This window comes from Streptomyces sp. NPDC054834, from assembly GCF_053611185.1.
The window spans coordinates 1-25,500 of record NZ_JBSGZV010000062.1 but is presented as its reverse complement, the minus strand read 5'-3'; the positions used below and the strand labels follow the sequence as shown (position 1 = coordinate 25,500).

The 25,500-nt window shown below is 72.0% G+C and carries 23 protein-coding genes; 7 read left to right on the top strand and 16 right to left on the bottom strand.

All coding sequences use genetic code 11. The features are described from left to right. The first annotated feature begins 52 nt into the window (after nt 1–52). Nucleotides 53–652: a GOLPH3/VPS74 family protein gene (locus tag ACWGJM_RS44030; protein WP_453417399.1), complete on the top strand. Its 600-nt coding sequence runs from the start codon at nt 53–55 to the stop codon at nt 650–652. A gap of 21 nt (nt 653–673) precedes the next feature. On the opposite strand, the gene ACWGJM_RS44025 is transcribed toward ACWGJM_RS44030, so the two are convergent. The 8 genes from ACWGJM_RS44025 to ACWGJM_RS43990 form a co-directional block, all read right to left on the bottom strand. Continuing rightward, nucleotides 674–1,099 carry a VOC family protein gene (locus ACWGJM_RS44025; protein WP_453417398.1) on the bottom strand — a complete coding sequence of 142 codons (426 nt, stop codon included), beginning with the start codon at nt 1,097–1,099 and terminating at the stop codon, nt 674–676. A 13-nt stretch (nt 1,100–1,112) separates the two neighbouring features. Beyond that, nucleotides 1,113–2,717 (bottom strand): citramalate synthase, encoded by a 1,605-nt coding sequence (gene cimA, locus ACWGJM_RS44020; protein WP_453417397.1) that lies wholly within the window; start codon nt 2,715–2,717, stop codon nt 1,113–1,115. Nucleotides 2,718–3,025: 308 nt separating this feature from the next. Next, a complete protein-coding gene (locus ACWGJM_RS44015) occupies nt 3,026–3,646 on the bottom strand; it encodes a TetR/AcrR family transcriptional regulator (protein ID WP_453417396.1) in 621 nt (206 codons plus the stop codon). Nucleotides 3,647–3,697: 51 nt separating this feature from the next. After that, complete coding sequence (locus tag ACWGJM_RS44010; protein ID WP_453417395.1) at nt 3,698–4,738, bottom strand: agmatine deiminase family protein; 1,041 nt, start codon at nt 4,736–4,738, stop codon at nt 3,698–3,700. 9 nt (nt 4,739–4,747) lie between these two features. Beyond that, complete coding sequence (locus ACWGJM_RS44005) at nt 4,748–6,418, bottom strand: urease subunit alpha (protein ID WP_453417394.1); 1,671 nt, start codon at nt 6,416–6,418, stop codon at nt 4,748–4,750. Further along, nucleotides 6,415–7,095, bottom strand: coding sequence for an urease subunit gamma (gene ureA, locus ACWGJM_RS44000; RefSeq protein ID WP_453417393.1), 681 nt, complete (start codon nt 7,093–7,095; stop codon nt 6,415–6,417). The genes ACWGJM_RS44005 and ureA overlap by 4 nt, the downstream gene beginning before the upstream one ends. A 150-nt stretch (nt 7,096–7,245) precedes the next feature. Continuing rightward, complete coding sequence (locus ACWGJM_RS43995) at nt 7,246–8,355, bottom strand: branched-chain amino acid aminotransferase (RefSeq protein ID WP_453417392.1); 1,110 nt, start codon at nt 8,353–8,355, stop codon at nt 7,246–7,248. Between the two features lie 244 nt (nt 8,356–8,599). Continuing rightward, nucleotides 8,600–9,643: a 3-isopropylmalate dehydrogenase gene (locus tag ACWGJM_RS43990; RefSeq protein WP_453417391.1), complete on the bottom strand. Its 1,044-nt coding sequence runs from the start codon at nt 9,641–9,643 to the stop codon at nt 8,600–8,602. Nucleotides 9,644–9,799: 156 nt separating this feature from the next. Between ACWGJM_RS43990 and ACWGJM_RS43985 the strand changes: the two genes are divergently transcribed. Then, complete coding sequence (locus tag ACWGJM_RS43985; RefSeq protein WP_453417390.1) at nt 9,800–11,362, top strand: purple acid phosphatase family protein; 1,563 nt, start codon at nt 9,800–9,802, stop codon at nt 11,360–11,362. A gap of 57 nt (nt 11,363–11,419) precedes the next feature. On the opposite strand, the gene ACWGJM_RS43980 is transcribed toward ACWGJM_RS43985, so the two are convergent. Beyond that, nucleotides 11,420–11,551 (bottom strand): hypothetical protein, encoded by a 132-nt coding sequence (locus ACWGJM_RS43980; RefSeq protein ID WP_015493350.1) that lies wholly within the window; start codon nt 11,549–11,551, stop codon nt 11,420–11,422. Between the two features lie 221 nt (nt 11,552–11,772). Next, entirely contained in the window at nt 11,773–12,678 is a 906-nt protein-coding gene (locus ACWGJM_RS43975; RefSeq protein WP_453417389.1) for a LysR family transcriptional regulator, read from the bottom strand. A 104-nt stretch (nt 12,679–12,782) separates the two neighbouring features. On the opposite strand from ACWGJM_RS43975, the gene ACWGJM_RS43970 reads away from it, so the two are divergent. Next, nucleotides 12,783–13,784, top strand: a complete 1,002-nt coding sequence (locus ACWGJM_RS43970; RefSeq protein WP_453417388.1) for an NADP-dependent oxidoreductase — start codon at nt 12,783–12,785, stop codon at nt 13,782–13,784. A gap of 7 nt (nt 13,785–13,791) precedes the next feature. Here the strand turns inward: ACWGJM_RS43970 and ACWGJM_RS43965 are convergent, their stop codons facing one another. Then, a complete protein-coding gene (locus tag ACWGJM_RS43965) occupies nt 13,792–14,331 on the bottom strand; it encodes a GNAT family N-acetyltransferase (RefSeq protein ID WP_453417387.1) in 540 nt (179 codons plus the stop codon). An 83-nt stretch (nt 14,332–14,414) separates the two neighbouring features. On the opposite strand from ACWGJM_RS43965, the gene ACWGJM_RS43960 reads away from it, so the two are divergent. Next, complete coding sequence (locus ACWGJM_RS43960; RefSeq protein ID WP_453417386.1) at nt 14,415–15,293, top strand: alpha/beta fold hydrolase; 879 nt, start codon at nt 14,415–14,417, stop codon at nt 15,291–15,293. On the opposite strand, the gene ACWGJM_RS43955 is transcribed toward ACWGJM_RS43960, so the two are convergent. From ACWGJM_RS43955 to ACWGJM_RS43945, 3 genes are all read right to left on the bottom strand, one after another. Then, nucleotides 15,283–16,152: an alpha/beta fold hydrolase gene (locus ACWGJM_RS43955; RefSeq protein WP_453417385.1), complete on the bottom strand. Its 870-nt coding sequence runs from the start codon at nt 16,150–16,152 to the stop codon at nt 15,283–15,285. The genes ACWGJM_RS43960 and ACWGJM_RS43955 overlap by 11 nt on opposite strands. 96 nt (nt 16,153–16,248) lie before the next feature. Continuing rightward, the gene (pruA, locus tag ACWGJM_RS43950) at nt 16,249–17,889 is read right to left on the bottom strand and encodes an L-glutamate gamma-semialdehyde dehydrogenase (RefSeq protein WP_453417384.1); all 1,641 of its coding nucleotides are present in this window, start codon (nt 17,887–17,889) and stop codon (nt 16,249–16,251) included. Nucleotides 17,890–18,128: 239 nt separating this feature from the next. After that, the gene (locus ACWGJM_RS43945; RefSeq protein WP_453417383.1) at nt 18,129–19,055 is read right to left on the bottom strand and encodes a proline dehydrogenase family protein; all 927 of its coding nucleotides are present in this window, start codon (nt 19,053–19,055) and stop codon (nt 18,129–18,131) included. 162 nt (nt 19,056–19,217) lie between these two features. Here ACWGJM_RS43945 and ACWGJM_RS43940 point away from each other — a divergent pair, with 162 nt between their 5' ends. Beyond that, the gene (locus tag ACWGJM_RS43940) at nt 19,218–20,429 is read left to right on the top strand and encodes a PucR family transcriptional regulator (protein WP_453417382.1); all 1,212 of its coding nucleotides are present in this window, start codon (nt 19,218–19,220) and stop codon (nt 20,427–20,429) included. Here ACWGJM_RS43940 and pdxR read toward each other — a convergent pair. Then, nucleotides 20,426–21,844 (bottom strand): MocR-like pyridoxine biosynthesis transcription factor PdxR, encoded by a 1,419-nt coding sequence (gene pdxR / locus ACWGJM_RS43935; protein WP_453417381.1) that lies wholly within the window; start codon nt 21,842–21,844, stop codon nt 20,426–20,428. The genes ACWGJM_RS43940 and pdxR overlap by 4 nt on opposite strands. Nucleotides 21,845–21,891: 47 nt before the next feature. Here pdxR and ACWGJM_RS43930 point away from each other — a divergent pair, with 47 nt between their 5' ends. Further along, a complete protein-coding gene (locus ACWGJM_RS43930; protein WP_453417380.1) occupies nt 21,892–23,094 on the top strand; it encodes an MFS transporter in 1,203 nt (400 codons plus the stop codon). 125 nt (nt 23,095–23,219) lie between these two features. Here ACWGJM_RS43930 and ACWGJM_RS43925 read toward each other — a convergent pair whose 3' ends face one another. Further along, complete coding sequence (locus ACWGJM_RS43925) at nt 23,220–23,798, bottom strand: TetR/AcrR family transcriptional regulator (protein WP_453417379.1); 579 nt, start codon at nt 23,796–23,798, stop codon at nt 23,220–23,222. A gap of 97 nt (nt 23,799–23,895) precedes the next feature. Here ACWGJM_RS43925 and ACWGJM_RS43920 point away from each other — a divergent pair, with 97 nt between their 5' ends. Then, complete coding sequence (locus ACWGJM_RS43920) at nt 23,896–25,455, top strand: MFS transporter (RefSeq protein WP_453417378.1); 1,560 nt, start codon at nt 23,896–23,898, stop codon at nt 25,453–25,455. The last annotated feature ends 45 nt before the right edge of the window (nt 25,456–25,500 follow it).

Here is a 25,500-nt window from a genome sequence, read left to right as displayed (position 1 = left end):
ACGTGAGTGCCGCCGGGCTGCGCCTCGGGCCGGCCCGGCACATGGTAGGGGTATGACCACACCGCGGGATCTGCTCCTCGTCAGCCTCGACGTACGCGGCGATCACCCCGTCGAGCCGGGGGACGTGTCGCTCGCGCTCGCCGGAGCCGAGCTGATCGACCTCCTCGGCGCACGGGCGCTCACCCTGGACGGTGAGCGCATCGTGCCCGGTCCCGTGCTGGCCACGGGTGACCGGATGCTGGACGAGGCCCAGGCGGCGCTCGTGCGCAAGGGGCCGCACGAGTCGGTCGAGGACTGGCTGTGGCGCCGGGGGCAGGGGCTGGTCACGGCGTATCGCGACGTCCTGGACGCCGAGGGGCAGCTGTCCGGGAAGCGGCACTGGTGGCCGCACCGGGCCGACAAGGCGGCGGCTGCCGACAGCCCGGCCCGGCGGCACGCCGCCGACCGCTGGTGGTCCCGCGAGCCCGTGCTCAGCGGTCTCGCCGCCACCCTGGGCATCGGGGGCGAGCGGCCGCCGGAGGAGGAGCCCGGCGACGAGGCGGTCGCCACCGTCCTGGTCGCCGTCGGCGACGCGGTCACGGAGCTGGGGGCCGTGCGCGAGCGGCGGCGCATCGAGAACGCGGCCTTCGACAACATCTGGCGGGCGCCCTGACCACCTGACAGCGCACCCGGACTACCTGACGGACTCGCCGATGCCCAGCAGGTTGCCCTCGCTGTCCCGGAACCAGGCGCCGCGTTCGCCCCGCGCGCCCTTGCCCGGGTAGTTCCCCTCGATCTCGGCGATCCCGTCCCGGGTGCGGAATCCGGGCGCGTCGACCTCCTCGAACACCACGCCGCGCCGCCTGAGCTCCGCCACGGCCGCCTCGATGTCGTCGACCTCGAACGCCATCTGGGTGAACGTGCCGGGCGAGGCGCCCGTGGAGCGGAACACCACGAAGTCCACGCCCGCGCACCGGTACAGCAACCCGCCGGGCCGTTCGTCCACGGGCTCCAGGCCGAGCCGCTCCGCGTAGAAGCGCCGGGCCCGGGCCAGGTCCCGGGCCGGCAGCCTGGTCGCCACGCGGGCCCGGGCCAGAGGGTTGCCGTCGTCTTCGGTCATGCCTCCACTGTGCTCACTCCGCGGGCTCCACGCCCGCCCGGAGCAGGCCGTACGTGTAAGCGTCCTCCAGGGCCTGCCAGGACGCCGCGATGACGTTTTCCGCCACCCCGACCGTGGACCACTCGTCGGCGCCGTCGGAGGTGGAGATCAGTACGCGGGTCGTGGACGAGGTGCCGTGCTTGCCCTCGAGGATGCGGACCTTGTAGTCGACCAGCTCGAACTTGGCCAGCTGGGGGTAGATCTTCTCCAGGGCGACCCGCAGGGCCCGGTCGAGGGCGTTGACGGGGCCGTTGCCCTCGGCGGTGGCGACGATGCGCTCGCTCTTGGCCCACAGCTTGACGGTGGCCTCGTTGGCGTGGGTGCCGTCGGGGCGGTCCTCGACGATGGCGCGCCAGGACTCCACGTCGAAGTACTTCAGCGGCCTGCCCTCGACCTCGGCGCGCAGCAGCAGCTCGAAGCTGGCGTCGGCTGCCTCGTAGGTGTAGCCCTTGAGCTCCCGCTCCTTGACCCGTTCGACCACCCGGCCGACCAGCTCGCGGTCGCCGCCGAGGTCGATGCCGAGCTCCTTGCCCTTGAGCTCGACCGAGGCGCGGCCCGCCATGTCGGAGACCAGCATGCGCATGGTGTTGCCGACCAGCTCGGGGTCGATGTGCTGGTAGAGGTCGGGGTCGACCTTGATGGCGGAGGCGTGCAGGCCCGCCTTGTGGGCGAAGGCGGAGACGCCGACGTAGGGCTGGTGGGTGGAGGGGGTGAGGTTGACGACCTCGGCGATGGCGTGCGAGATGCGGGTCATCTCGCGGAGCCGGCCGTCGGGCAGGACCTTCTTGCCGTACTTCAGTTCCAGGGCGGCGACGACCGGGAAGAGGTTGGCGTTGCCGACGCGCTCGCCGTAGCCGTTCGCCGTGCACTGGACGTGGGTGGCGCCCGCGTCGACGGCGGCGAGGGTGTTGGCGACCGCGCAGCCGGTGTCGTCCTGGGCGTGGATGCCGAGCCGGGCGCCGGTGTCGGCGAGGACCGTGGAGACGACCGCGTGGACCTGGGCGGGGAGCATGCCGCCGTTGGTGTCGCAGAGGATGACCACGTCCGCGCCGGCCTCGGAGGCCGCCCTGACGACCGACTTGGCGTACTCGGGGTCGGCGCGGTAGCCGTCGAAGAAGTGCTCGCAGTCGACGAAGACCCGGCGGCCCTGCTCGCGCAGGAAGGAGACGGTGTCGCGGACCATCTCCAGGTTCTCGTCCAGGGTGGTGCGCAGCGCCAGTTCCACGTGCCGGTCGTGCGACTTGGCGACCAGGGTGATCACCGGGGCGCCGGAGTCGAGCAGGGCCTTGACCTGGGGGTCGTCCGCGGCCTTGGCGCCCGCGCGGCGGGTGGCGCCGAAGGCGACCAGCTGGGCGTGCTTGAAGTCGATCTCCTGCTGGGCGCGGGCGAAGAACTCGGTGTCCCGCGGGTTCGCGCCGGGCCAGCCGCCCTCGATGAAGCCCACGCCGAAGTCGTCCAGGTGCCGAGCGATGGCCAGCTTGTCGGCGACGGTGAGGTTGATGCCCTCGCGCTGGGCGCCGTCGCGCAGGGTGGTGTCGAAGACGTGGAACGTATCGTCCAGCCGGCTGGTTTCGGTCATGGTCTCAGGGCTCCTGTTTTGAATCTCGGTCTTACCGGAATGACCGGCTCCACCGTCCCCTCATACTCCCTCACGCTCCGTCTCCGGCTGAAGGTGGGCCGGAAAACGAAAAAACCCCTCGCGGGTGCGAGAGGTCTGCGCGCGGGTCGAGGACGACGATGGCCACCCGTACCTGGTCGTACGTGGTGGTCACTGCGGACCGGCGCGCCTGCTGCCAATAATCATGGCGAACGAGAGCACGGGGGCAGTCTGGCACAGCCCCGCCCCCGGCTCACGGACCGTCTCAGGATGCGGTACGCGTACGGTGATCAACAGTCCGTGAGCTTCGGCGGGCCGAGTGAGTCGTCCAGGAACTCCCGCACGTGGCCGAGGATCTGTCCCCGGTCGGTGCCGCGCAGGCCGACCGCCACGTGGATGGAGAAGCCGTCGAGGAGGGCGCGCAGCCGGGCGGCGAAGCGGTCGGCGCCGACGGGGCGGAACTCGCCGCGGGAGACGCCCTCCGCGAGCAGGGCGACCAGGTCGCGGTGCCAGGCGCCCTCGATGGCGGCCTGGCGGTCGCGGGCGTCGTCGGCGGCGTTCTGCGAGCGGTTCCAGACCTCCAGCCACAGCGTCCAGTGCGGGTCGCGGTGGCCGTCGGGGACGTACAGGTCGACGTAGGCGTCGAGGCGTTCGCGGGCGGTTTCCGGCCCGGCGAGGAGCCGGACCCGTTCGGCGCCGAGACGGCCCTCGCTCCACTCCAGGGTCTGGAGCAGCAGCTCGTCCTTCGAGCGGAAGTAGTACAGCAGGTGGCCGCTGCTCATGCCGACCTCGCGGCCGAGCGCCGCCATGGTGAGCTGCTCGAGACCGCGCTCGGCGATCATGTCCATGGCCGCGGCGAGGACCTCCTCGCGCGGCGGCGCGTTCTTGCGCACCCGTGCCGCACCGGCCATCCGTGACTCCTCCTGGTCGTCGTGGCTCGTCCTGGCTCGTCCTGGCTCGTCCTAGCTCGTCCTCGGCTGCTGTTGCGTGATGCAGTGGATGCCACCGCCGCCGGAGAAGATCGTACGGGCGTCCACCAGGGTGACCGTCCGGTCCGGAAAGAGGCGGCTGAAGGTCTCGGCGGCCAGTTCGTCGCGAGGGTCGTCGAATGCGCACAGCACGACGCCGCCGTTGCAGAGGTAGTGGTTGATGTAGGAGTAGTCGGCCCAGTGGCCGTCGGCCTCCAGGACGGTGGGGGCGGCCAGCTCGACGACCTCCAGACGGCGGCCGCGGGCGTCGGTCTGCGCCCGCAGCAGGCCTATGACCTCCTTGGTCACCTCGTGGTCGGGGTGCGCCGGGTCCGGCTGGTGGTGGGCGACGACGACACCGGGACGGGCGAAGGCGGCGACGATGTCGACATGGCCGAGGGTCCCGAAGCCGTGCGGGGGGTAGTCGCCGGTGAGGCCGCGCGGGAGCCAGATCGCCTTGCGGGTGCCGAGCTGGGCATGGATCTCCGCCTCGGCCTCCTCCTTCGACCAGTGCGGGTTGCGCTCCGGGCCGAGCTGGACCGTCTCCGTCAGCAGGACCGTGCCCTCGCCGTCGACGTGGATCGCGCCGCCTTCGTTGACCAGCCGCGAGGCGTACGTCCTGGCCCCCGCGAGGTCGGAGACGTACGCGGCGATCTTCGCGTCATGCTCCCAGCGGGCCCAGTGCTGGGCGCCCCAGCCGTTGAACGTCCAGTCGACGGCGGCCAGTCCGCCCTTTCCGTCGGTGAGGAAGGTGGGGCCGATGTCCCGCATCCAGGCGTCGTCGAGGTCGCGCTCGACGGTGTCGATGCCGGGGCCGAGCAGCTCGGCGGCCTCGGCGGCCTGTCCGGGGCCGCACACCACCGTCACCGGCTCGAAGCGGCGGACGGCGCGGGCGACCGAGGCCCAGGCGCCGCGGGCGGCGGCCAGGTCCCCGGGGTCGTCGAAGGTGGGGTTGGGGCCCGGCCAGGCCATCCAGGTGCGCTCGTGCGGGGCCCATTCGGGGGGCATGCGGAAGCCGTCGGCGGCAGCAGGCATCAGGGGTCCTCAGAGGAAGTAGAGGCGGTTGAGGGAGACCGAGTCGGCGGGTTCGGAGCGGATCGGCTCGCCGTCGAGGGTGACGAGACCGGTGCTCTGCTCCACGTCGACCGCTCCGGTACGGGAGTTGAGGCGCAGGTCGGCGGGGCCGATGCCGCGGGTGCCGCGGACGGCGACCCTTCTGCGGCGGGTCGGCATCCGGTCGCCTCCCTGGTCGAGGGCGGCCTGTGCGACGAAGGCGACGGAGATGTCGGCCGGGGTCGCCCCGTGCGCCCCGAACTGCGGGCCGAGCACGAGGGGTTCGCAGGTGTCGGTGGCCGCGCCCGGGTCGCCGACCACGCCGTAGGCCGGGAAGCCCGCCTTGAGGACGAGCTGCGGCTTGGCGCCGAAGTACTCCGGGCGCCACAGCACGATGTCGGCGAGCTTGCCGACCTCGATCGAGCCGACCTCGTGCGAGAGGCCGTGCGCGATGGCGGGGTTGATGGTCAGCTTGGCCATGTAGCGCAGGACGCGCTCGTTGTCGTGGTCCTCGGGGGCGCCGAACTCGGCCTTCATCTTCCCGGCCATCGCGAACGTACGGCGGACCGTCTCCCCCGCCCGGCCCATGCCCTGCGCGTCGGACGAGGTGATGCCGATCGCGCCCAGGTCGTGCAGCACGTCCTCGGCGCCCATGGTGCCGGCGCGGATGCGGTCGCGGGCCATCGCCGCGTCGCCGGGCAGGTCGGTCTTGAGGTCGTGGACGGAGACGATCATGCCGTAGTGCTCGGCGACCGCGTCCCGGCCGAAGGGCAGGGTCGGGTTGGTGGAGGAGCCGATGACGTTCGGGACTCCGGCCATCTTCAGCACGTTCGGCACGTGCCCGCCGCCGCAGCCCTCGATGTGGAAGGCGTGGATGGTGCGGCCCTCCAGCACCCGCAGCGTGTCCTCGACCGACAGGCACTCGTTCAGCCCGTCGCTGTGCAGGGCGACCTGGACGTCGTGCTCCTCGGCGACGCGCAGGGCGGTGTCCAGCGCCCGGGTGTGGGCGCCCATGTCCTCGTGCACCTTGAAGCCACTCGCCCCGCCCTCGGCCAGCGCCTCGGTCAAAGGAGCGGAGTGGGACGACGAACCCCGGCCGAGGAAGCCGATGTTGACCGGCCAGGCGTCGAAGGCGTTGAACGCGTGCCTGAGTGCCCAGGGCGAGTTGACGCCGACGCCCCACACCGGCCCGAACTCCTGCCCGATGATCGTGGTCACGCCGGAGGCGAGCGAGGCCTCCATGACGCGCGGCGACAGCAGGTGGACGTGCGTGTCGACGGCCCCGGCGGTGGCGATCAGCCCTTCCCCGGACACGATCGACGTCCCCGTGCCGACGACCACGTCGACCCCGTCGAGGGTGTCGGGGTTCCCGGCCCGCCCGATCGAGCAGATCCGTCCCTCGCGGATGCCGATGGACACCTTCCGGATGCCCTGGGCCGCGTCGATCACCACGACGTTGCTGATCACGACGTCACAGGTCGCGCGCACGGCGGCGGCCTTGAGGTGCAGTCCGTCGCGGGCGGTCTTGCCGAAGCCGGCGAGGAACTCGTCGCCGTACCGCTGGGAGTCGGACTCGACGCGGACGGTCAGGCCGGAGTCGCCCAGCCGGACGCGGTCGCCCGCGCGCGGGCCGTGCGTGGCGGCGTACTCGTGCGGGTTCATGCCTCGGCTCCCAGGTATCCGCAGGCGGCGGCCCTGCGCAGGGCCTCTTCCTTCGCGCCCGGCGCGTCCAGCGGCCCGTCGACGAGCCCCGCGAAGCCGATCGCGATCCGCTCGCCCCCGATCGGCACCAGCCCGGCCTCGGCGCTCTCCCCCGGCCCGAAGCGGACCGACGAGCCGGCGGGCACGGCGAGCCGCATCCCGTAGGCGGCGGCGCGGGGGAAGTCGAGGCGCGGGTTGGCCTCGAAGAAGTGGAAGTGGGAGGTGACGGAGACGGGCACGGTCGCCGTGTTGGTGACCGTGAGCGTGACGACGGGCTCGGGCTCGGTGTGCTCCGGTCCCGGCAGCAGCGCGCCCGGGCCTTCCTCCCCCAGCCCGCCGCCGATCGGATCGGAGACCACCGCGAGCCGGGAGCCGTCGTCGAAGACGGCCTCCACATGCACCTCGGTGACGACGTCGGCGACGCCCGGCAGGACGTCGGCGGGGCCCAGTGCCGCCCGGGCCGCCTCGATGGCCTCCGCGAGGCGCTTGCCGTCCCGGGCGGCCTCGCAGACGGTGTCCGCGATCAGCGCGGTCGCCTCCGGCACGTTGAGCCTGAGCCCTCGGGCCTTGCGGCTGCGGGCCAGCTCGGCGGCCGAGAACAGCAGCAGCCGGTCACGTTCCGTAGGGGTCAGCCTCATGCCGGGGCACCTCCTCGCCTTCCTGACTTTAGAGCGTCACTCTAACTTTAGAGCACGACTCTAAACCTGTCAGGACCACCGTGCCCCCGAACACGTCAGGGCCGCGCCGGACACGGAGTCCGGGGCGGCCCTGAGGAAGGCGGGTGACGGCTAGCCGAGCTTGCGCATCCAGCCGTGCTTGTCCTCCGTGATGCCGCGCTGGACGTCCAGCAGGGCCTGGCGGAGCCTCAGGGTGACCTCGCCGGGCTCGCCGTCCGACTGCTTCCACTCGGCGCCGGTGCTGCGCTTGACCGTGCCGACGGGGGTGATGACGGCGGCGGTGCCGCAGGCGAAGACCTCGGTGAGGGTGCCGTTCTCCGAGTCGCGCTGCCACTGCTCGACGGAGACGCGGCCTTCCTCGGCCTCGTAACCGAGGTCGCGGGCGACGGTGAGGAGGGAGTCGCGGGTGACGCCTTCGAGGATGGAGCCGGTCAGCGTCGGGGTGATGATCACCGGCTTTTCATTGGATGCGGCGCCGTAGACGAAGTAGAGGTTCATGCCGCCGAGCTCCTCCACCCACTGGTGCTGCACGGCGTCGAGGTAGCAGACCTGGTCGCAGCCGTGGGCGGCGGCCTCGGCCTGGGCGAGCAGGGAGGCGGCGTAGTTGCCGCCGGTCTTGGCGTCGCCCATGCCACCGGGGACGGCGCGGACGCGGTCCTCCGAGACCCAGATGGAGACGGGCCTGACGCCGCCCGGGAAGTAGGCGCCGGCCGGGGAGGCGATCACGAGGAACAGGTACTCGTTGGCGGGCTTCACGCCCAAGCCGACCTCGGTCGCGATCATGAACGGGCGCAGGTAGAGGGACTCCTCGCCACCGTGGGCGGGCACCCAGTCCTTGTCCTGCCGGACCAGCGCGTCACAGGCCTCGATGAAGGTCTCGACGGGCAGCTCGGGCATGGCCAGGCGCCTGGCGGAGCGCTGGAAGCGCTTGGCGTTCTGGTCCGGGCGGAAGGTGGCGACGGAGCCGTCGGGGCGGCGGTAGGCCTTGAGTCCCTCGAAGATCTCCTGGGCGTAGTGCAGCACGTTGGTGGCCGGGTCGAGCGGAATCGGCGCGTACGGAACGAGCTGGCCGTCGTGCCAGCCCCGGCCCTCGGTCCACTTGATCGTCACCATGTGGTCGGTGAAGTGGCGGCCGAATCCGGGGTTCGCCAGGATCGCCTCGCGCTCGGCGGCGGGAAGCGGATGGGCGGACGGCTTGAGCTCGATCGTGGGCGTCGTCATGGGTGCTTGTCCTTCACCGGTTGTAGTGACGGGCCGCGCTCACGCCCGTACGGCCTTCCGGCCAGTGCTAGGACGTCCGAGCATTCCTTCGTACCGCGGCTCCGCGTTCGATTATCGCGTGGGGAGCTGGTGCGGAAGGAATCGGGGTGAATGCGGCCCCGGGTTGATGGTGGCACCCGGCGGGGACATGGGGGAAGCCGCCGGGCGCTGACGCGACCCGGCGGCTTCGAGAGAGCGCGGCGGGTCAGCCGGCTACTCGTACGGCGAGCGCGTCGCCGATCTCAGAGGTGGAGCGGGCGGGCAGCTGGGCGCGCTCGCCGAGGTCGGCGGAGACCGCCTCCTCGATCCGGGTCGCCTCGCCCTCGTAGCCGAGGTGGCGCAGCAGCAGGGCGACGGACAGGACCGTGGCGGTGGGGTCGGCCTTGCCCTGGCCGGCGATGTCCGGGGCCGAGCCGTGGACCGGCTCGAACATGGAGGGGAACTCGCGGCCGGGGTTGATGTTGCCGGAGGCGGCCACGCCGATGCCGCCGGAGACGGCCGCGGCGAGGTCGGTGATGATGTCGCCGAAGAGGTTGTCGGTGACGATGACGTCGAAACGCTCGGGCTGGGTAACCAGGTAGATGGTCGCCGCGTCGACGTGCATGTACTCGGTGGTGACCTCGGGGAACTCCGCGGCCACCTTGTTGAAGATGTTGGTCCACAGGTGACCCGCGAAGGTCAGCACGTTGTTCTTGTGGATCAGCGCGAGCTTCTTGCGCGGGCGGGCCTGGGCGCGGGCGAAGGCGTCGCGGACGACCCGCTCGACACCGAAGGCCGTGTTCACGGAGACCTCGGTGGCGACCTCGTGCTCGGTGCCCTTGCGGATGGTGCCGCCGTTGCCGGTGTACGGGCCCTCGGTGCCCTCGCGGACCACGACGAAGTCGATCTGCGGCTCGCCGGCGAGCGGGGTGGCGACACCCGGCAGGAGCTTCGAGGGGCGCAGGTTGACGTGGTGGTCGAAAGCGAAGCGGAGCTTGAGCAGGAAGCCCCGCTCCAGGACGCCGGACGGCACGGACGGGTCGCCGATGGCGCCGAGCAGGATGGCGTCGTGCTGCTTGAGGGCGTCGAGGTCGGCATCGGTGAGGGTCTCACCGGTGGCGTGGTAGCGCCTGGCGCCGAAGTCGTACTCCTTGGTCTCCAGCTTCACGTCCTCGGGAAGGACGGCGGAGAGGACCTTCAGGCCTTCGGCCACGACTTCCTGACCGATGCCGTCACCGGGGATCACTGCGAGATCGATGCTGCGAGACATGCCGGGAACCCTACTCCTCGTCCCATGGGATGACATGAGCTGTCCGCCATACGGACATGGTGGAGGCACCCGGGCGGGGGGTCGGCGTCATCCTGTTGGCCGCCGTTCACCCGTATGTGGGCCCGGTGTTGGGATTCGCTGGGAACTTCTCACGGCATGGAGACCCCTGACTTCGGTATTCCGCGGCGGCTCGCGGAGCGGATGAGCATGGCCGAGCAGTACGAGTACCTGCGCGCCCGGCTCACCCGGCGCCGCACACTGGTGACGGCGGGTGCGGTGGCGGGCGGGCTGCTGACCGGCTGCGGGGGTACGCGGACACCGTCCCGCACGTCCGGCGCGCCCGCCCCGGCCACCTCGCACGTGTCCGGTTCGGTCATCACCCCGTTCGGCCGCCATCTGGCCTTCGGCGCCGATCCGAGGACCCGGATGCGGATCTCCTGGCAGGTGCCGTTCCCGGTGAAGAAGCCGTACGTACGCGTCGGCCTGCGGCCGGACGACCTGGGCCGCCGGATCGAGGCCGAGGTGCGCCATCTGCACACGGCCGGGGTGCAGGGGGTGAGGCCGACGGTCGAGCAGTACTACGTGCACGCGGCCCTGGACGGCCTGAAGCCCGGCACGACGTACTACTACGGCGTCGGCCACGACGGCTGGGACCCCGCCTCCCCCGCCCACCGCTCGACCATCACCTCCTTCCGGACCGCGCCCGCGAGTCCGGAGAGCTTCGTGTTCACCGCCTTCGGCGACCAGGGCGTCGGCACCAGCGCGAACGGCAACGACCATCTGCTGCTGCGCCTGAAGCCCGCCTTCCATCTGCACGCGGGCGACATCTGCTACGCGGACGTCAACGGGGCCGGCTCGAAGACGGACGGCTACGACCCCACGTTCTGGGACCTGTTCCTGAAGCAGACCGAGCCGGTGGCGAAGTCGGTGCCGTGGATGGTGACCACCGGCAACCACGACATGGAGGCCTGGTACTCACCGGACGGCTACGGCGGCCAGCTGGCCCGCTTCTCCCTCCCGGACAGCGGCTTCGACCCGCACACGGCGCCGGGCGTGTACGCGTTCACGTACGGCAACGTCGGCTTCGTGGCCCTGGACGCCAACGACGTGTCGTACGAGATCCCCGCCAACTTCGGCTACACCGGCGGCAGGCAGACCCGGTGGCTGGACCGCAGGCTGGGTGAGCTGCGGACGGCGAAGGGCGTCGACTTCGTGGTGGTGTTCTTCCACCACTGCGCCTACTCGACCTCGCAGCACGCCTCCGACGGCGGCATCCGCAAGGAGTGGCTGCCGCTGTTCGCCAAGCACAAGGTCGACCTGGTGATCAACGGGCACAACCACGTGTACGAGCGGACGGACGCCATCAAGAACGGGCGGGTCGCCAGGACGGTGCCGATCGGCGGGTCCACGGACCCCGCGCGGGACGGGATCGTGTACGTCACCGCGGGCGGCGGCGGCCGGAACCTGTACTCGTTCCCGTCGGGTGTGAAGGACACCTACGAGGGCCATGTGACCCGGCACGACGCGGTGAAGACCTTCTACTGGACCAAGGGGAAGACCCCGCAGGCTGAGGCCGTGGAGTGGTCCCGGGTGCGGTACACCGGCTTCTCGCTGCTGTCGGTCGAGGCACGGGCGGGCGCGTCGCCGAGGCTGAAGGTGTCGGCGCTGGCGCAGGACGGCAAGCGGGTGGACCACTTCGAGGTGCGACGCGGCGGGTGAGGCCGCGCCGCACCTCGAACGGGTGCGGCTCCCGGTTCGTGGGGTGCGGCGGCCGGCTCAGTGGCCGGTCTCGCCGCCGTTGTCGCGGCGGTCGAGGGCGCGCTGGAGGGCGGCGGCGGCGTTCTTGCGGTCGGACTCGCTCGTGCGGGACACGTGGCGGACTCGGCGGCGGACGGTCGTCTCGGCCATGGAAATCGACTCCTTCGGCACACGCGGGTGCAGAGAGACAAGGGGTTACGAGACGCCGGGGGCGGGGAGCGGTGCCGCAGGGATTGCCTGCACGGGGCCCGGCTCACGACCGCCATTCGCTTGGTCGAGCGAGACGTTCGGCTTCTACAAAAGTAAGGGAGTGCCGCGCTCCTGTCTCTACAATTAGTCGGACTTCCTACTATCTGAGACGGCGAACCAGGTCACACCGCTGTGACCTGCGGTTTCCTCGTACGCGGGTGGAGTGAGCGCAGCTCCCTGACGAGTGCCCGCACAGCTGCCGTCGCGGCTAGTTCCGGGGTGGTGACATAGCCGACGGAGCGGGTCGGGCGGCCGGGCCCGAGGTCGGTGATCTCGACCGTGGGCGGGGCGGCGGTGAGGGACAGCGCGGGCATGATCGCCATGCCGAGGCCGCTGCCCACCATGGACAGCACCGCCCCGTCGTCCTCGGCGCGCACGGTCGCGGCCGGGATCCAGTCCTGGGCGGCCCACCACGCGCGCGTGTAGGAGCCGCAGTTCTCCATCCAGTCGACCAGCGGCAGCCAACGCGGGGCCGGGTGCCCGGCCGGGTGGACCAGCGAGTACGGCTCCTCCAGCAGCACATCGCCGACCAGGTCGGCCGGGACCGGCGAGCCGGTGCCGAGGGTGGCGATGCCGAGGTCGGCACGGCCCGCGGCCACCTCACCGGCCGTACCGGCGCCCAGTTCCCGGACCACGGTCACGGTGACGTCGAGGCCGGGGTGGCGTGCGGCCAGGCGTTCCAGGGCGGCCGGCAGCAGGTGCAGGGCAGCGCTGCGGAACGCGGCGATCCGCACCGCGCCCTCGATCTCGCCCGTCGCCGGACCCCGGGTCTCGGCGACCAGTACCTCCAGCAGGCGCAGCACCCGCCGGGCGTGCGCCACCGCGCGCTCGCCGGCCGCCGTGGGCCGGGCGCCGTACCGGCCGCGCTCGAACAGCACGACGCCCAGCTTGCGTTCGGTCCCGCGCACGGCGTGGGAGACGGCGGACCGGGTGGCGCCGAGCCGCCCGGCCGCGGCCGAGAAGCCGCCTTCCTCCGCCACGGCGACCAGGGTCCTGAGCTCCTGCGGGGCAAGGTCGACTGAGGTCACTCGGGCTCTCCCACCTGCTGCTATGAGGCCGATGCATGGATCGGCCGGTTCCATGAGCGCAACCCTCTGCCCGGGCCGCGCATTCCTGCCTACGGTCAGCCACCATGACCGACACCGCGCTGACCGTGCAGCAGACCGCCCGCCCGGCCGGCTTCCCCACCGCCGACCACTTCCGCTTCGCGGAGTCCCCCGTTCCCGAACCCGGCCCCGGCACGGCCCTGGTCGAGAACCTCTACTGGTCGGTGGATCCCTACCACCGCGAAATGATGGACGGTGACCTCGAGTTGAACGCCCCGCTGGAGGGCCGCACCCTCGGAAGGATCGTCGCCTCACGGCACCCGGACCTCCCCGAGGGTGAGGTCGTCTTCCACCGGCACGGCTGGCGCACCCACGCGCTGGTGAGCCCCGGGGATGTCAGGCGCCTCCCCCACCACGAGGGCGTGCCGCTGTCGGCGTACCTGAGCGTGCTCGGCGGCACGGGCCTGACCGCGTACGTCGGCCTGACCCGGATCGCCCGGTTCCGCGAGGGCGACGACCTGTTCGTCTCGGGGGCGGCGGGCGGCGTCGGCACGGCCACCGCGCGCTTCGCCCGACTGCTGGGCGCGGGCCGGGTGGTGGGCAGCGCGGGCTCGGCCGCGAAGGTGAAGTACCTGACGGAGGAGGTCGGTCACGACGCGGCCTTCGACTACCACTCCGGCCCGGTCGCCGAACTCCTCGCCACGGCCGCCCCCGACGGCATCGATGTCTTCGTCGACAACGTCGGCGGCGATCACCTCGGCGCGGCGATCGGCGCGCTGCGGGAGCGGGGGCGGGTGGTGCGGGTCGGCACCATCGGCCAGTACAACACCCCGGACGCGCCGCCCGTGCTGTTCAACCACGCGGACGTCGTGGAGAAGAGCCTGCGCATCGAGGGCTTCCTGGTGCGTGACCACACCGACGTGCAGGAGGAGTTGTACGAGTTCGCCGTACCGCATCTGCGCAGCGGGGCGCTCGTGGCGGACGAGACGGTGGTGGACGGGTTCGAGCGGATCGTGGAGGCGTTCCTGCGGATGCTGCGGGGCGGGAACACCGGGAAGATCCTGGTCCGGGCGGCGACCCGGGCCTGACAGCCCCTCACATGACGTCCCCGTCCCGCCAGTCGAAGAGCAGCTCGTGCGCGGGGTCGGGCGGACCGGCGAGCGCGGGGCGCAGGTAGGTGCTGTCCTCCTCGTCGGGGAGGCGGACGACGCCGTCCGGGGAGAGGGCGTGGATCCGGCCGGTCCACAGTTGCCAGCCGCGGGCCGTGTAGAGGGGGGCGCCGTCCTCGCTCGCGGAGAGCGCGCCGAGGTCGTACGCCCTGTCGACGATCCGCTCCAGGGCGCCCATCACCTGCCCGCCCAGTCCGGTGCGGCGCGCGTCCGGGCGTACCGCGACGGCCTCGACATACCCGACGCGCAGCCAGCGGCCCTGGTGGCGTGCGCGGCGCATGACCACCGAGCCGTGCGCGGCGAGCCCGGCGCCGTCGTGCACGAGGGCGTGCATGCCGCCGAGTCCGTGCTCCCAGTCCTCGTCGGAGAAGTCCCCGTCGAAGGCTTCGTCCAGGAGGGCGCGGGCGGCCCGGAGTTCGGCGGGGTCGAGGTCGGCGGTGTGGGCGGTGCGGAGGCGGGTGGTCATGGAGCCCAGTATCCGCCCCCTCTCCGAACCTAACCAGCTATTTTCATTTGACCGGTTAGGCATGGCCGTGGTGCACTGACGCCATGACCGCACACCGGACCCACCACCGCACCGCCACCGTGCGCGGCCTCGACGTGCACTACCGGGAAGCGGGCCCCGCCGACGCCCCGGTACTGCTGCTCCTGCACGGCTTCCCGAGCAGCTCGCACATGTTCCGCGACCTGATCCCGCTGCTCTCCGGCCGCTACCGGGTGATCGCTCCGGACCACATCGGCTTCGGCCGGTCGTCGGCGCCCGCCGCCTCGGAGTTCACCTACTCCTTCGACGAACTCGCCGCAGTCACCCACGAGTTCACCGAGCAGCTGGGCCTGACGGAGTTCGCCCTCTACATCCAGGACTACGGCTCGCCGATCGGCCTGCGCCTGGCCCTCGCCCACCCCGAGCGGGTGACCGCGATCGTCACCCAGAACGGCAACGCGTACGAGGAGGGACTCGGCAAGGAGGCCTGGGCGCCCGTGCTGGCGCTGATCGACGAGCGGACGCCCGAGACGGAGGCGCCCGTGCGGGAGATCAGCGGCCCGGACGGGATCACATGGCAGTACCTGCACGGCGTGCCGGACCCGTCGGCGGTCAGCCCGGACGCGTACGAGCACGACACCGCCCTCATGGCCCGTCCCGGACAGCCGGAGATCCAGCTCGACCTGATCTCCGACTACGGCGCCAACTTCGCCCTGTACCCGGCCTTCCAGGAGTACTTCCGCACCAGCCAGGTCCCGCTGCTGGCGGTGTGGGGCGCGCACGACGAGATCTTCGTGCCGGCCGGTGCGCTCGCCTTCCAGCGGGACCTGCCGAAGGCGGAGGTGCATCTGCTCCCCACCGGCCACTTCGCCCTGGAAACACACGCGCCGCAGATCGCGCGGCTCATGGCCGACTTCCTCGACCGGCACCTGCTCACTGCCTGAGCGCCTCCCGGAAGCCCTTGGGGTCCTCGACCCACGGCATGTGCCCGGCCTCCGGCAGGACCACCCGGCGTACCCGGGGCAGCGCACGCTCCAGGGAGTCGACGGCCGTGCGGGGGCGGATGTCCCGGGCGCCGTCGATGATCGTCACGGGCACGTCCAGAGCCTCGCAGGCGGCGAACAGCTCGCGGGTGCCCCAGATCCGCTTCCGTTCCTCGTTGAGGGCGTCGTTGCAGTCGGTGTTGATCGCGAACCACGGGTCGGCCATGCGGCCGGCGTGGTGCAGGGCGCGTTCCCGGTCCTCGAACTCGATGGACCACTGGAGCACCGCGCGCTCCCGGTCCTCGGCCTCCGTGCGCGCGGGGCGGTCGGTCAACTCCTGCCAGCGGGCGCGCCGTTCGGGACGCTCGCCGAGGCGGGCGCGGAAGTTCGCCGCGTAGGCGGGGTGCCAGTCGGCGTCGGGGCCGATGCCCGTACCGCTCACATAGACCAGCGCACTCACCCGCTCCGGGTGGGCCAGCGCATAGCTCAGCGCCAGCTGCGCGCCCCAGGAGTGGCCGAGCAGCGCCATCCGGTCCAGCCCGAAGTGCCGTCGTACGGCGTCCAGATCGGCCACGAACCGCTCGGTCGTCCAGGGCCCCGCGCAACGCTGGGAGCGCCCGCATCCGCGCTGGTCCCAGCGGACGACCGGGGTCACGTCCGCCAGGAGTCCGGCGACGTCCTCGAACATGTCCCACAGGCCCGGCCCGCCGTGGCACAGCACCAGCGGCGCGCCGCCCCCGCCCGAGCGGGCCGCCCACAGACGTACGCCGTCGTCGGTCTCGACCGACTCGCTCTCGCTCTCGCTCTCCGCCGATGTCATGGGAGGAGTCTGCCCGGGCGCGTGCGGCACGGGCATGGAAACGGGCCGGGAAGCCACGCTTGTGGCAGGCTTCCCGGCCCGTGCTCGCGAGAGCGGTCAGCCCATGTGCGGGTAGGTGTAGTCGGTCGGCGCGACCAGCGTCTCCTTGATGGCGCGGGTCAGGGTCCACCGCGTCAGGTTCTGCGGGGCGCCGGCCTTGTCGTTGGTGCCGGAGGACCGGCCGCCGCCGAAGGGCTGCTGGCCGACGACGGCACCGGTCGACTTGTCGTTGATGTAGAAGTTGCCGGCCGCGTAGCGCAGCTTCTCCATCGTGTGAGCGGCCGCCGCGCGGTCGTTCGCGATGACCGAGCCGGTCAGGGCGTAGTCGGACACCGACTCCATCTGGGCGAGCATCTCGTCGTACTTCTCGGCCGAGCTGTCGTCGTACACGTGCACGGCGAGGAACGGGCCGAAGTACTCGGTGGTGAAGACCTCGTTCTCCGGGTCGGTGCACTCGACGACCGTCGGGCGGACGAAGTAGCCGACCGAGTCGTCGTAGCTGCCGCCCGCGACGATCGTGCAGCTCGGGTCGGCCTTCGCGCGGTCGATCGCCGCCTTGTTCTTGGCGAAGGAGCGCTCGTCGATGACCGCGCCGATGAAGTTCGAGAAGTCGGTGACGTCGCCCATGGCGATGCCGTCGACCTCGGCGGCGAACTCCTCCTTGAAGCCCGAGTTCCAGATGGACGCCGGGATGTACGCCCGGGAGGTCGCCGAGCACTTCTGGCCCTGGTACTCGAAGGCACCGCGGGTCAGGGCGGTCTTGAGGACGGCGCGGTCGGCGCTCGGGTGGGCGACGACGAAGTCCTTGCCGCCGGTCTCGCCGACCAGGCGCGGGTAGGAGCGGTACTTCTCGATGTTGGCGCCGACCGTCTTCCACAGGTACTGGAAGGTCTTCGTCGAGCCGGTGAAGTGGATGCCGGCGAGGTCCCGGTGCTCCAGGGCGACCTCGGAGACCGCGATGCCGTCGCCGGTGACGAGGTTGATGACGCCCTTGGGCAGGCCCGCCTCCTCCAGCAGCCGCATGAGCAGCACGGCGGCGTGGGTCTGGGTCGGGGACGGCTTCCACACCACGACGTTGCCCATCAGCGCGGGCGCGGTGGGCAGGTTGCCCGCGATGGCGCTGAAGTTGAACGGGGTGATCGCGTAGACGAAGCCCTCGAGCGGGCGGTGGTCGAGGCGGTTCCAGACGCCCGGGGAGTTGGCCGGGGGCTGCTCGGCCAGGATCTGGCGGGCGTAGTGGACGTTGAAGCGCCAGAAGTCGACCAGCTCGCAGGGGCTGTCGATCTCGGCCTGCTGGGCGGTCTTCGACTGGCCCAGCATGGTGGAGGCCGCGATGGTCTCGCGCCAGGGGCCGGCCAGCAGCTCGGCGGCGCGCAGGATGATCGCCGCGCGGTCGTCGAAGGACATCGCGCGCCAGGCGGGCGCGGCGGCCAGGGCCGCGTCGATGGCGTCCTTGGCGTCCTGCTGGGTGGCGTTGCGGTAGGTGCCGAGCACGGCCTTGTGGTTGTGCGGCTGGACGACCTGGAAGGCCTCGCCGCCGCCCATCCGCTTCTCACCGCCGATGGTGCAGGGCAGGTCGACCGGGTTCTCGGCCAGCTCCTTCAGCTTGGCCTCCAGCCGGGCACGCTCGGGCGAGCCGGGGGCGTAGCCGTGCACCGGCTCGTTGACGGGGGTGGGGACCTGGGTCACAGCGTCCATTAGCTACCTCTTCCGAGTTAATCCCTGGCCTCGGCCCGCTGGAACCGAAGCCGCGTGCGTAGATTGGGCGGCGGTCAGGGCTTGACCGTCACGAGTCCGCTGCGGCGAGCGAGTGAGAAGCCCCCACGGGGGCGGAGTCACGGGTTCCGTAACTCCTTTCCGGAACCGGGTCGGCTAGGCCGACCGATGGGCGGTAGCTGCCGTCACCCAGCATGCACCCGGGTGCCGACAGCTGCCGCTCATCCTTTGCTGACCATCGACCGCAGGAAAAAGCGCAGGTTGGCGGGCTTCTCCGCGAGGCGGCGCATGAAGTAGCCGTACCAGTCGGTGCCGTAGGCGGTGTAGACGCGCATGCGGTGACCCTCGGCGGCCAGCCGCAGGTGCTCGTCGCCGCGGATGCCGTAGAGCATCTGGAACTCGTACTCGTCCATTTTGCGCCCGGCGCGGTGGGCGAGTTCCTGGGCGATGCTGATCAGGCGCGGGTCGTGGGAGCCGACCATCGGGTATCCCTCGCCGTCCATCAGGATCCTCAGGATCCTGACGTACGCCTTGTCGATCTCGTGCTTCTGCTGGTAGGCGACCTCGGCGGGCTCCCTGTAGGCGCCCTTGACCAGGCGGACGCGGCTGCCGCTCGCGGCGAGGCGGCGGGCGTCGGCCTCGGTGCGGAAGAGGTAGGCCTGGATGACGCAGCCGGTCTGCGGGAAGTCCTTCCGCAGCTCCTCGTGGATGGCGAACATCGAGTCGAGGGTGGTGTGGTCCTCGGCGTCCAGGGTGACGGTCGTACCGATGGCGGCGGCGGCCTCGACGACCGGGCGGACGTTGGCCAGGGCCAGCTCGTGGCCCCCGGGGAGGGCCTGGCCGAACATCGACAGCTTGACGGACATCTCGACCTTCTCGCCGAGCTCCAGCTCCTTGAGCCGCTCGACGAGCCGCAGGTAGGCGTCACGGGCGGCGCCGGCCTGCTCGGGGGTGGTGATGTCCTCGCCGACCACGTCCATGGTCAGCTCCAGGCCCTTGGCGGTGAGCTCCTCGACGATCGGGACGATGTCGGACACCGTCTCGCCGGGGATGAAACGGTCGACGACCTGCTTCGTCACCGGGGCCGCCGAGATCAGGCGTCGCATCCGGTCGCTGCGCGACGCGGCGAGAATCACGGGACCCAGCACGGGGCACCTCCACAACAAGGCCAAAGAGGGCCGTCACCCGACCATTCGGGTACGGCACGGAGAACCACCGTGAAATCTAAGGATCCCTCCGATCGTCGGCCATCGACAGCTGTCACGCATCCGTGCACGGGATCTCAGACAGATGTATGAAGCAGCGCGGATATGGGGCAGAATGCCCGGGTGATGTCCGATGCCGGGCCCTTCAAGAACCCGGGTGACTACCAGGAACTGGTCGACGAGATCTCTGAGCTGCTGGGCGTTCCGGCGACCCTGGAGAACCGCCACTTCGAGCTGATCGCCTTCGGTGCGTACGACAGCGAGGGCGAGCTGGACGCCTCGGCGCTGGACCCGGTGCGCACCCGCTCGATCCTGACCCGGCGCTCCACGGCCGCGGTCCGGACGTGGTTCGAGGGCTTCGGGATCACCCGGGCGACCGGTCCGGTCCGTATCCCGCCGACCCCGGAGGCGGGGGTGTACCGGGGGCGCATCTGTCTGCCCGTACGCCATCGGGGTGTCGTCCTCGGTTACGTCTGGCTGCTGGACGACGACCCGGGGCCGAGCGAGCGGCAGCTGACCGCGGCGATGGGGGTCGCGGCCCGGATCGGGGCGCTGCTGGCGGACGAGGCGCAGCACGGCGCCGACCTCACCCGGGAACTGCGGGCGGTGCTCACCGCCGAACGGGGCTGGCCGCGGGACATGGCGGTGGCCGAGCTGCGCACGGCCCTCGGCGCCCGCGCGGACGGTCCGCACACGGTGGTGTGCGTGGCGCCCTGGCCGTCCGCCGACCCGGACGACGCGCCGTCGGTCCGTACGCTGCCGGGCGCGACCGCGCTGTGCACGGTGCCGTGGGGGCTGTCCGCGCAGTCGTTGGCGCTGCTGGTGCGGCTGCGGTCGACGCAGGCCGTGACCCCGGCGGTGTCGGCCGCGGGGCGGTTGCTGGAGCGGGCGGCCGGCGGGAGCGGGGCCGCCGCCGCGGGGGTCGCCGCCGCCCGGCTGGGGCTCGCCGAACTGGGCACCGCCTGGCAGGAGGCGTCCGCGGCGGCCCGTGCGGCGCTGGCCGAACCCCGGTTCGGGCCGGTCGCCGAGTGGGCGCAGATCGGCCCGTACCGTCTGCTGACCTCCCTGCCGCCCGAGGCCGCCCACGATCCCGTCCTCGCCCCGCTCCTGACCCCCGCCCACCAGGAGCTGGCCCGCACCGCCGAGGTCTACCTCGACTGCGCGGGCCAGGCCGGCCGCACCGCCGCCGAACTGGGCATCCACCGCCAGACCCTGTACTACCGGCTGTCCCGGGTCGAGCAGCTGACGGGGCTGGACCTCGACGACGGGGAGGACCGGCTGCTGCTGCACATGGCACTGAAGGGGGCGCGGCTCTAGAGGTCCTGGCCGCCGGCGGCCAGCAGGTCCCCCACGGCCGCGACGCCCTCGGCGATCGCGCGTTCCGTCACATCGCCGAAGCCGAGGACGAGTTGGGGCGGGGCGGTGGCCTGTGACGCACGGCAGGCGCTCATGCCGTACAGGCCGACGGACCGGGACCGGGCCGCGGCGATCACCGTCTGCTCGTCGGCTCCGTGCGGCAGATGGGCCACCGCGTGGAAGCCCGCCGCGAGGCCGGTCAGCCGCACATCGGGGGCGTGCCGGGCGAGCGCGGCGCGCAGGGCCTTGCAACGGGCCGAGTAGAGGGTGCGCATCCGGCGCAGATGGCGGTCGTAGCGGCCGGACTCGATCAGACGGGCGAGGGCCAGCTGGTCGAGGGTCGGGGTGCCGCGGTCGGCGATCCGCTTCAGCTCGGTGAGCGCTGCGATCAGCGCGGGTGGGCAGAGCAGCCAGCCGATGCGCAGGGCGGGGGCGAGGGACTTGCTGACGGTGCCGACGCCGACCACGCGGTCGGCGGCGAGGCCCTGTAGCGAGCCGACCGGTTCGCTGTCGTAGCGGAACTCGGCGTCGTAGTCGTCCTCGATGACATAGGCGTCCCGGCGCGCCGCCCACTCGATCAGGGCGATGCGACGAGCGGGAGCCAGTGCCACCCCCGTCGGCCACTGGTGGGCCGGGGTGACGATCACCGCCCTCGCCCCGGTCGCCTCCAGCGCGGTCACGTCGATGCCGTGCGCGTCGACCGGGACGGGCACCGCCTGGAGGCCCGCCGCCGTGGCGGCCGCGGTCGCGGTGCCGGGGGCCCCGGGGTCCTCGTACGCGACCGCACGGGCGCCGGCGCGCGCCAGCGCCTGGAGCGTCAGGCTCAGTCCCTGGGCGTAGCCGGAGCAGACGACGGTGCGGCCGGGGTCGGCGGCGGCCGACCGGACCCGGCGCAGGTAGGCGGCGACGACCTCGCGGAGGTGCCGGCTGCCGCGGGGATCGCCGTAGTCGAGGTCCGCCGTCGGTATCGCGCGGGCCGCCTCCCTGGTCGCCCACAGCCAGTCGGTGAGCGGGAAGGAGGCCAGGTCCGGGACGCCGTGCCGGAAGTCGGCGATCAGGCGGGGCGGCGGAGCGGGCGGGGCCGCGGGCTCCGGTGGCACCTGCGCGCACGGTGCCACGCGGGTGGCCGAGCCGACGTGGGTGACCAGGTAGCCCTCGGCCCGGAGTTGGGCGTAGCAGTCCTGGACCAGTCCGCGGGACAGGCTGAGGGTGCGGGCCAGTTCACGGGAGGACGGCAGGCGTTCGCCGGCTTGGAGGCGGCCCGTGCGGATGGCGTCGCGGAGCTGCCGTTCCAGCTGGGCACGCAGTTGTTCGCCGCCGTCCCGGTCGACGGTCAGAAGCAGCTCGGGGGACAGACCGGCCCACTGTAGTGGCATGGAATTGGAGCTTACCGGGGGGCCGGTCGGACCTTAGCGTCGACGGCATGGCGACGTCCGCGAACTCCCCTGTACACGCCCCCACTTCGGCTGGTTCCGGAGCACCGCTGCTGACGCGGGCGCTGCTGCTGCGCTTCGTGAGCATGGTCGGCTCCTCGGTCAGCTTCTTCCTGCTGCTGTCGGCCGTGCCGGCGTACGCCGAGGCGGCGGGCGGCGGGGGCGGTGCCGGCCTCGCCACGGGTGCGCTGATGCTGGCCACGGTCCTCGGTGAACTGGTCTCCCCCCGGCTGGTCGCCCGCTGGGGCAACCGGCTGCCGCTGACGGCGGGGCTGCTCCTGCTCGGGGTACCGGCGCTGGTGCTGACCGTCTCCGGCGGCATGGTCTGGATCGTGGCCGTCTGCCTGCTGCGCGGCCTGGGCTTCGCTCTGACGCTCGTCGCGGGCGGCGCCCTGACGGCCTCGCTGATCCCGGCCGAGCGGCGGGGCGAGGGGCTGGCGCTGGTCGGGCTGGTCGGTGGCGCGTCGTCGCTGGTCGCGTTGCCGCTGGGGCTCTGGCTGGCCCGGCACGTGGGCTACGGGCCGGTCGCGGTGGCGGCGGGGGTGGCGGCGCTGGCCGCCATCGCGTCCGTGCCGGGGCTGCCGGACGGGAGGCCGACGGCCGGGGCCTCCCCCACGGCGGCCCGGACCCTGGGGATGACCGCCGCCCTGCGCAGCTCCGACCTGCGCCGGCCCGCCCTGGTGTTCGCCACCACCGCGCTCGCCGCCGGCATCATGGTCACCTTCCTGCCGCTGGCCGTTCCGTCGGCGTCCGTCTGGGTGGTCTCCGTGGCGCTCGTGGTGCAGCCCGGAGCCTCGACGGCGGCCCGCTGGGTGACGGGGCGGTACGGCGACCGGCACGGCACCGCGCGGTTCGTGGTGCCCGGTCTGCTGCTGTCGGCCGCGGGGGTGCTGCTCACCGTGCCGACCGCGCACCCGGTCGCCGTCGTGGCGGGGGCGGCGGTGTTCGGCATCGGCTTCGGCGTCACGCAGAACGCCACGCTCACGCTGATGTACGCGAGGACCTCCCGGCCCTCCTACGGCACGGTCACCGCCCTGTGGAACCTCGCGTACGACGGCGGGATGGGCGTGGGCGCGGCGGGCTTCGGCCTGCTCGCGGGGCACACCGGGTATGCGTGGGCGTTCGCGCTGACGGCCGCCGCGATGCTGCTCGCGATGGCCCCGGCGGTGCGGGACGCGCGTACCCGCGAATGACCAGGACCTGTCCGGCGGATCAGGTCGCAGGAAAGGGGCGGTCTCGCAGGAAAGGGGCGGTGCCCCATCGACGCTGGTGAGCGTGCCGAGCCCCCGCGTCTGCGGCATGATCCGCCGGACAGGCCCTAGTGACGGGTGACGCCCTCGATGACCTGGCGGAGGCCCTCGGTGAGGGCGTCCGCGTCGGGGGCGGTCTTCGGGTCGAAGGTCCACTGCGCGATGAGGCCGGTCATCAGCGTGAGGTAGAAGCGGCCGAGGGTGTCCGCGGTCTCGTCGGTGACCTTCTCCTCCGGTACGCCCATGAGCAGCGCGACGAGGCCGCGGCCGCCCTCTCGCTGGGCGCGGGCCAAGGTGTCGCGCACCTCGGGCAGTTCAATGGTCATGACCTCCATGCTGAGCCGCCACATCGAGCCGGGCTCCCGCATGCTGGCGACGATGCTCTTCCACACGGCGCGGAACCGTTCCAGCGAGCCGGGAGCGCCGTCGATCCCGTCGCTCCCGGCCGCGCCGAAGCCGTCGGACATGCCTTCCACCATCGAGATGTAGGCCTGCGCGAGCAGCGCGTCCTTCGAGCCGTAGTGGTAGCCGATCGAGGCCAGGTTGGTCCCCGACTCCTTGACGATGTCGCGCGCCGTGGTGCGCGCGAAGCCCTTTTCCAGCAGGCAGCGCTTGGCGCCTTCGAGCAGATCCTCACGGTGTCCCATGCCGCCCACCCTACCGCCGATCCATACGGACGTCCCAGACGCCTGACTTATACAATCGTTCTAGACAAGCGTTTAAGACGCGTGTACATTCGTTGGCATGACGAACGCGAAGAGCACCTCCGCGACCACACCACCGACCACCACCCGTGCCGGACGCCGCGAATGGACCGCCCTCGGCGTGCTGATGCTGCCGCTGCTGCTGGTCTCGATGGACGTCTCGGTCCTCTACTTCGCCATCCCGGCGATCAGCACCGACCTGAAGCCCAGCGGCACCCAGCAGCTGTGGATCTTCGACATCTACGCGTTCGTCCTGGCCGGCCTGCTGATGACGATGGGCTCCCTGGGCGACCGCATCGGCCGGCGCAAACTGCTGCTGATCGGCGCGGCCGCCTTCGGGACCGCCTCCCTCGTGGCGGCGTACGCGAACAGCGCCGAAACCCTGATCGCGGCCCGCGCGGTCCTCGGCATCGGCGGGGCCACCCTCATGCCGTCGACGATGGCGCTGCTGCGCACGATGTTCACCGACCCCGGACAGCGGGCGAAGGCGATCGGCATCTGGTCCGGCGTCATGACGGGCGGCATCGCACTCGGCTCGGTGCTGAGCGGCGTCCTGGTCCAGTACTTCTGGTGGGGCTCGGTCTTCCTGGTCAACCTGCCCGCGATGGCACTGCTGCTGGTCCTCGGCCCGTTCCTGCTCCCCGAGTCGAAGGACCCCGCGCCCGGCCGCTTCGACCTGCTCAGCGTGCCGCTGTCGATGGCGGCGGTGCTCCCCGTGATCTACGGCCTGAAGGAGATCCCCTCCGAGGGCTGGCACCCGCAGTACGTCGTCTCGATCACCGTCGGTCTGCTCTTCGCGGTCCTGTTCGTCCTGCGTCAGCGCACCGCGGCCTCGCCGATGATCTCGCCGGCCCTGTTCCGCGGCCACGGCTTCGCCCCCGCCGTCGTCCTGAACCTCGTCTCCGCGTTCGGAATGATGGGCTCGGCGTTCTTCACCACGCAGTACCTCCAGTCGGTGCTCGACAAGAGCGCCATGGAAGCGGCCCTGTGGGCGCTGCTGCCCTCCGTGCCGATCGGCATGGCCGCCCCACTGGCCACCTCCCTGGTCCAGAAGGGCGTCAACCGCGCCTACGTCGTCACCGCGGGCTTCGCGATCGCCGCGGCGGGCTACGGGATGCTGGCCCTGGCCGGCACGGACTCGCTCTGGCTGGTCCTGGCCGCGTGCGGTGTCCTCGCCTCCGGCATCGTCATGGTGATGTCGCAGATGACCGACCTGGCCATCGGCGCGGCCCCGGTGGAGCGGGCGGGCTCGGCCTCCTCACTGCTGGAGACCGGCCAGGAGTTCGGCGGCGCGCTGGGCATGGCGGTGCTCGGCTCCATCGGTACGGCGATCTACCGCCACGACATCCCCTCCTCGGCCCCGGCCGAGGCCCACGAGACCCTGGGCGGCGCGCTGGCGGTCGCCGGACAACTGCCGGGGCGTGCGGGTGACGCCCTGGCGACGGCGGCACGGGAGGCCTTCACCAGCGGAATGCAGGGCGCGGCGATCGCCGGGGCGGCCGTGCTGGCCCTGGCGGCCGTCGGAGCGGCCGCGACGCTGCGGCGGATCCACGTGCGGGAGGTTCCGAAGACCGAGGAGCCGGAGAAGGTGGCCGCCTGAGGAGGCGACGGAACACCGAAGCGCCGGGCGGGCTGGATCTCCAGC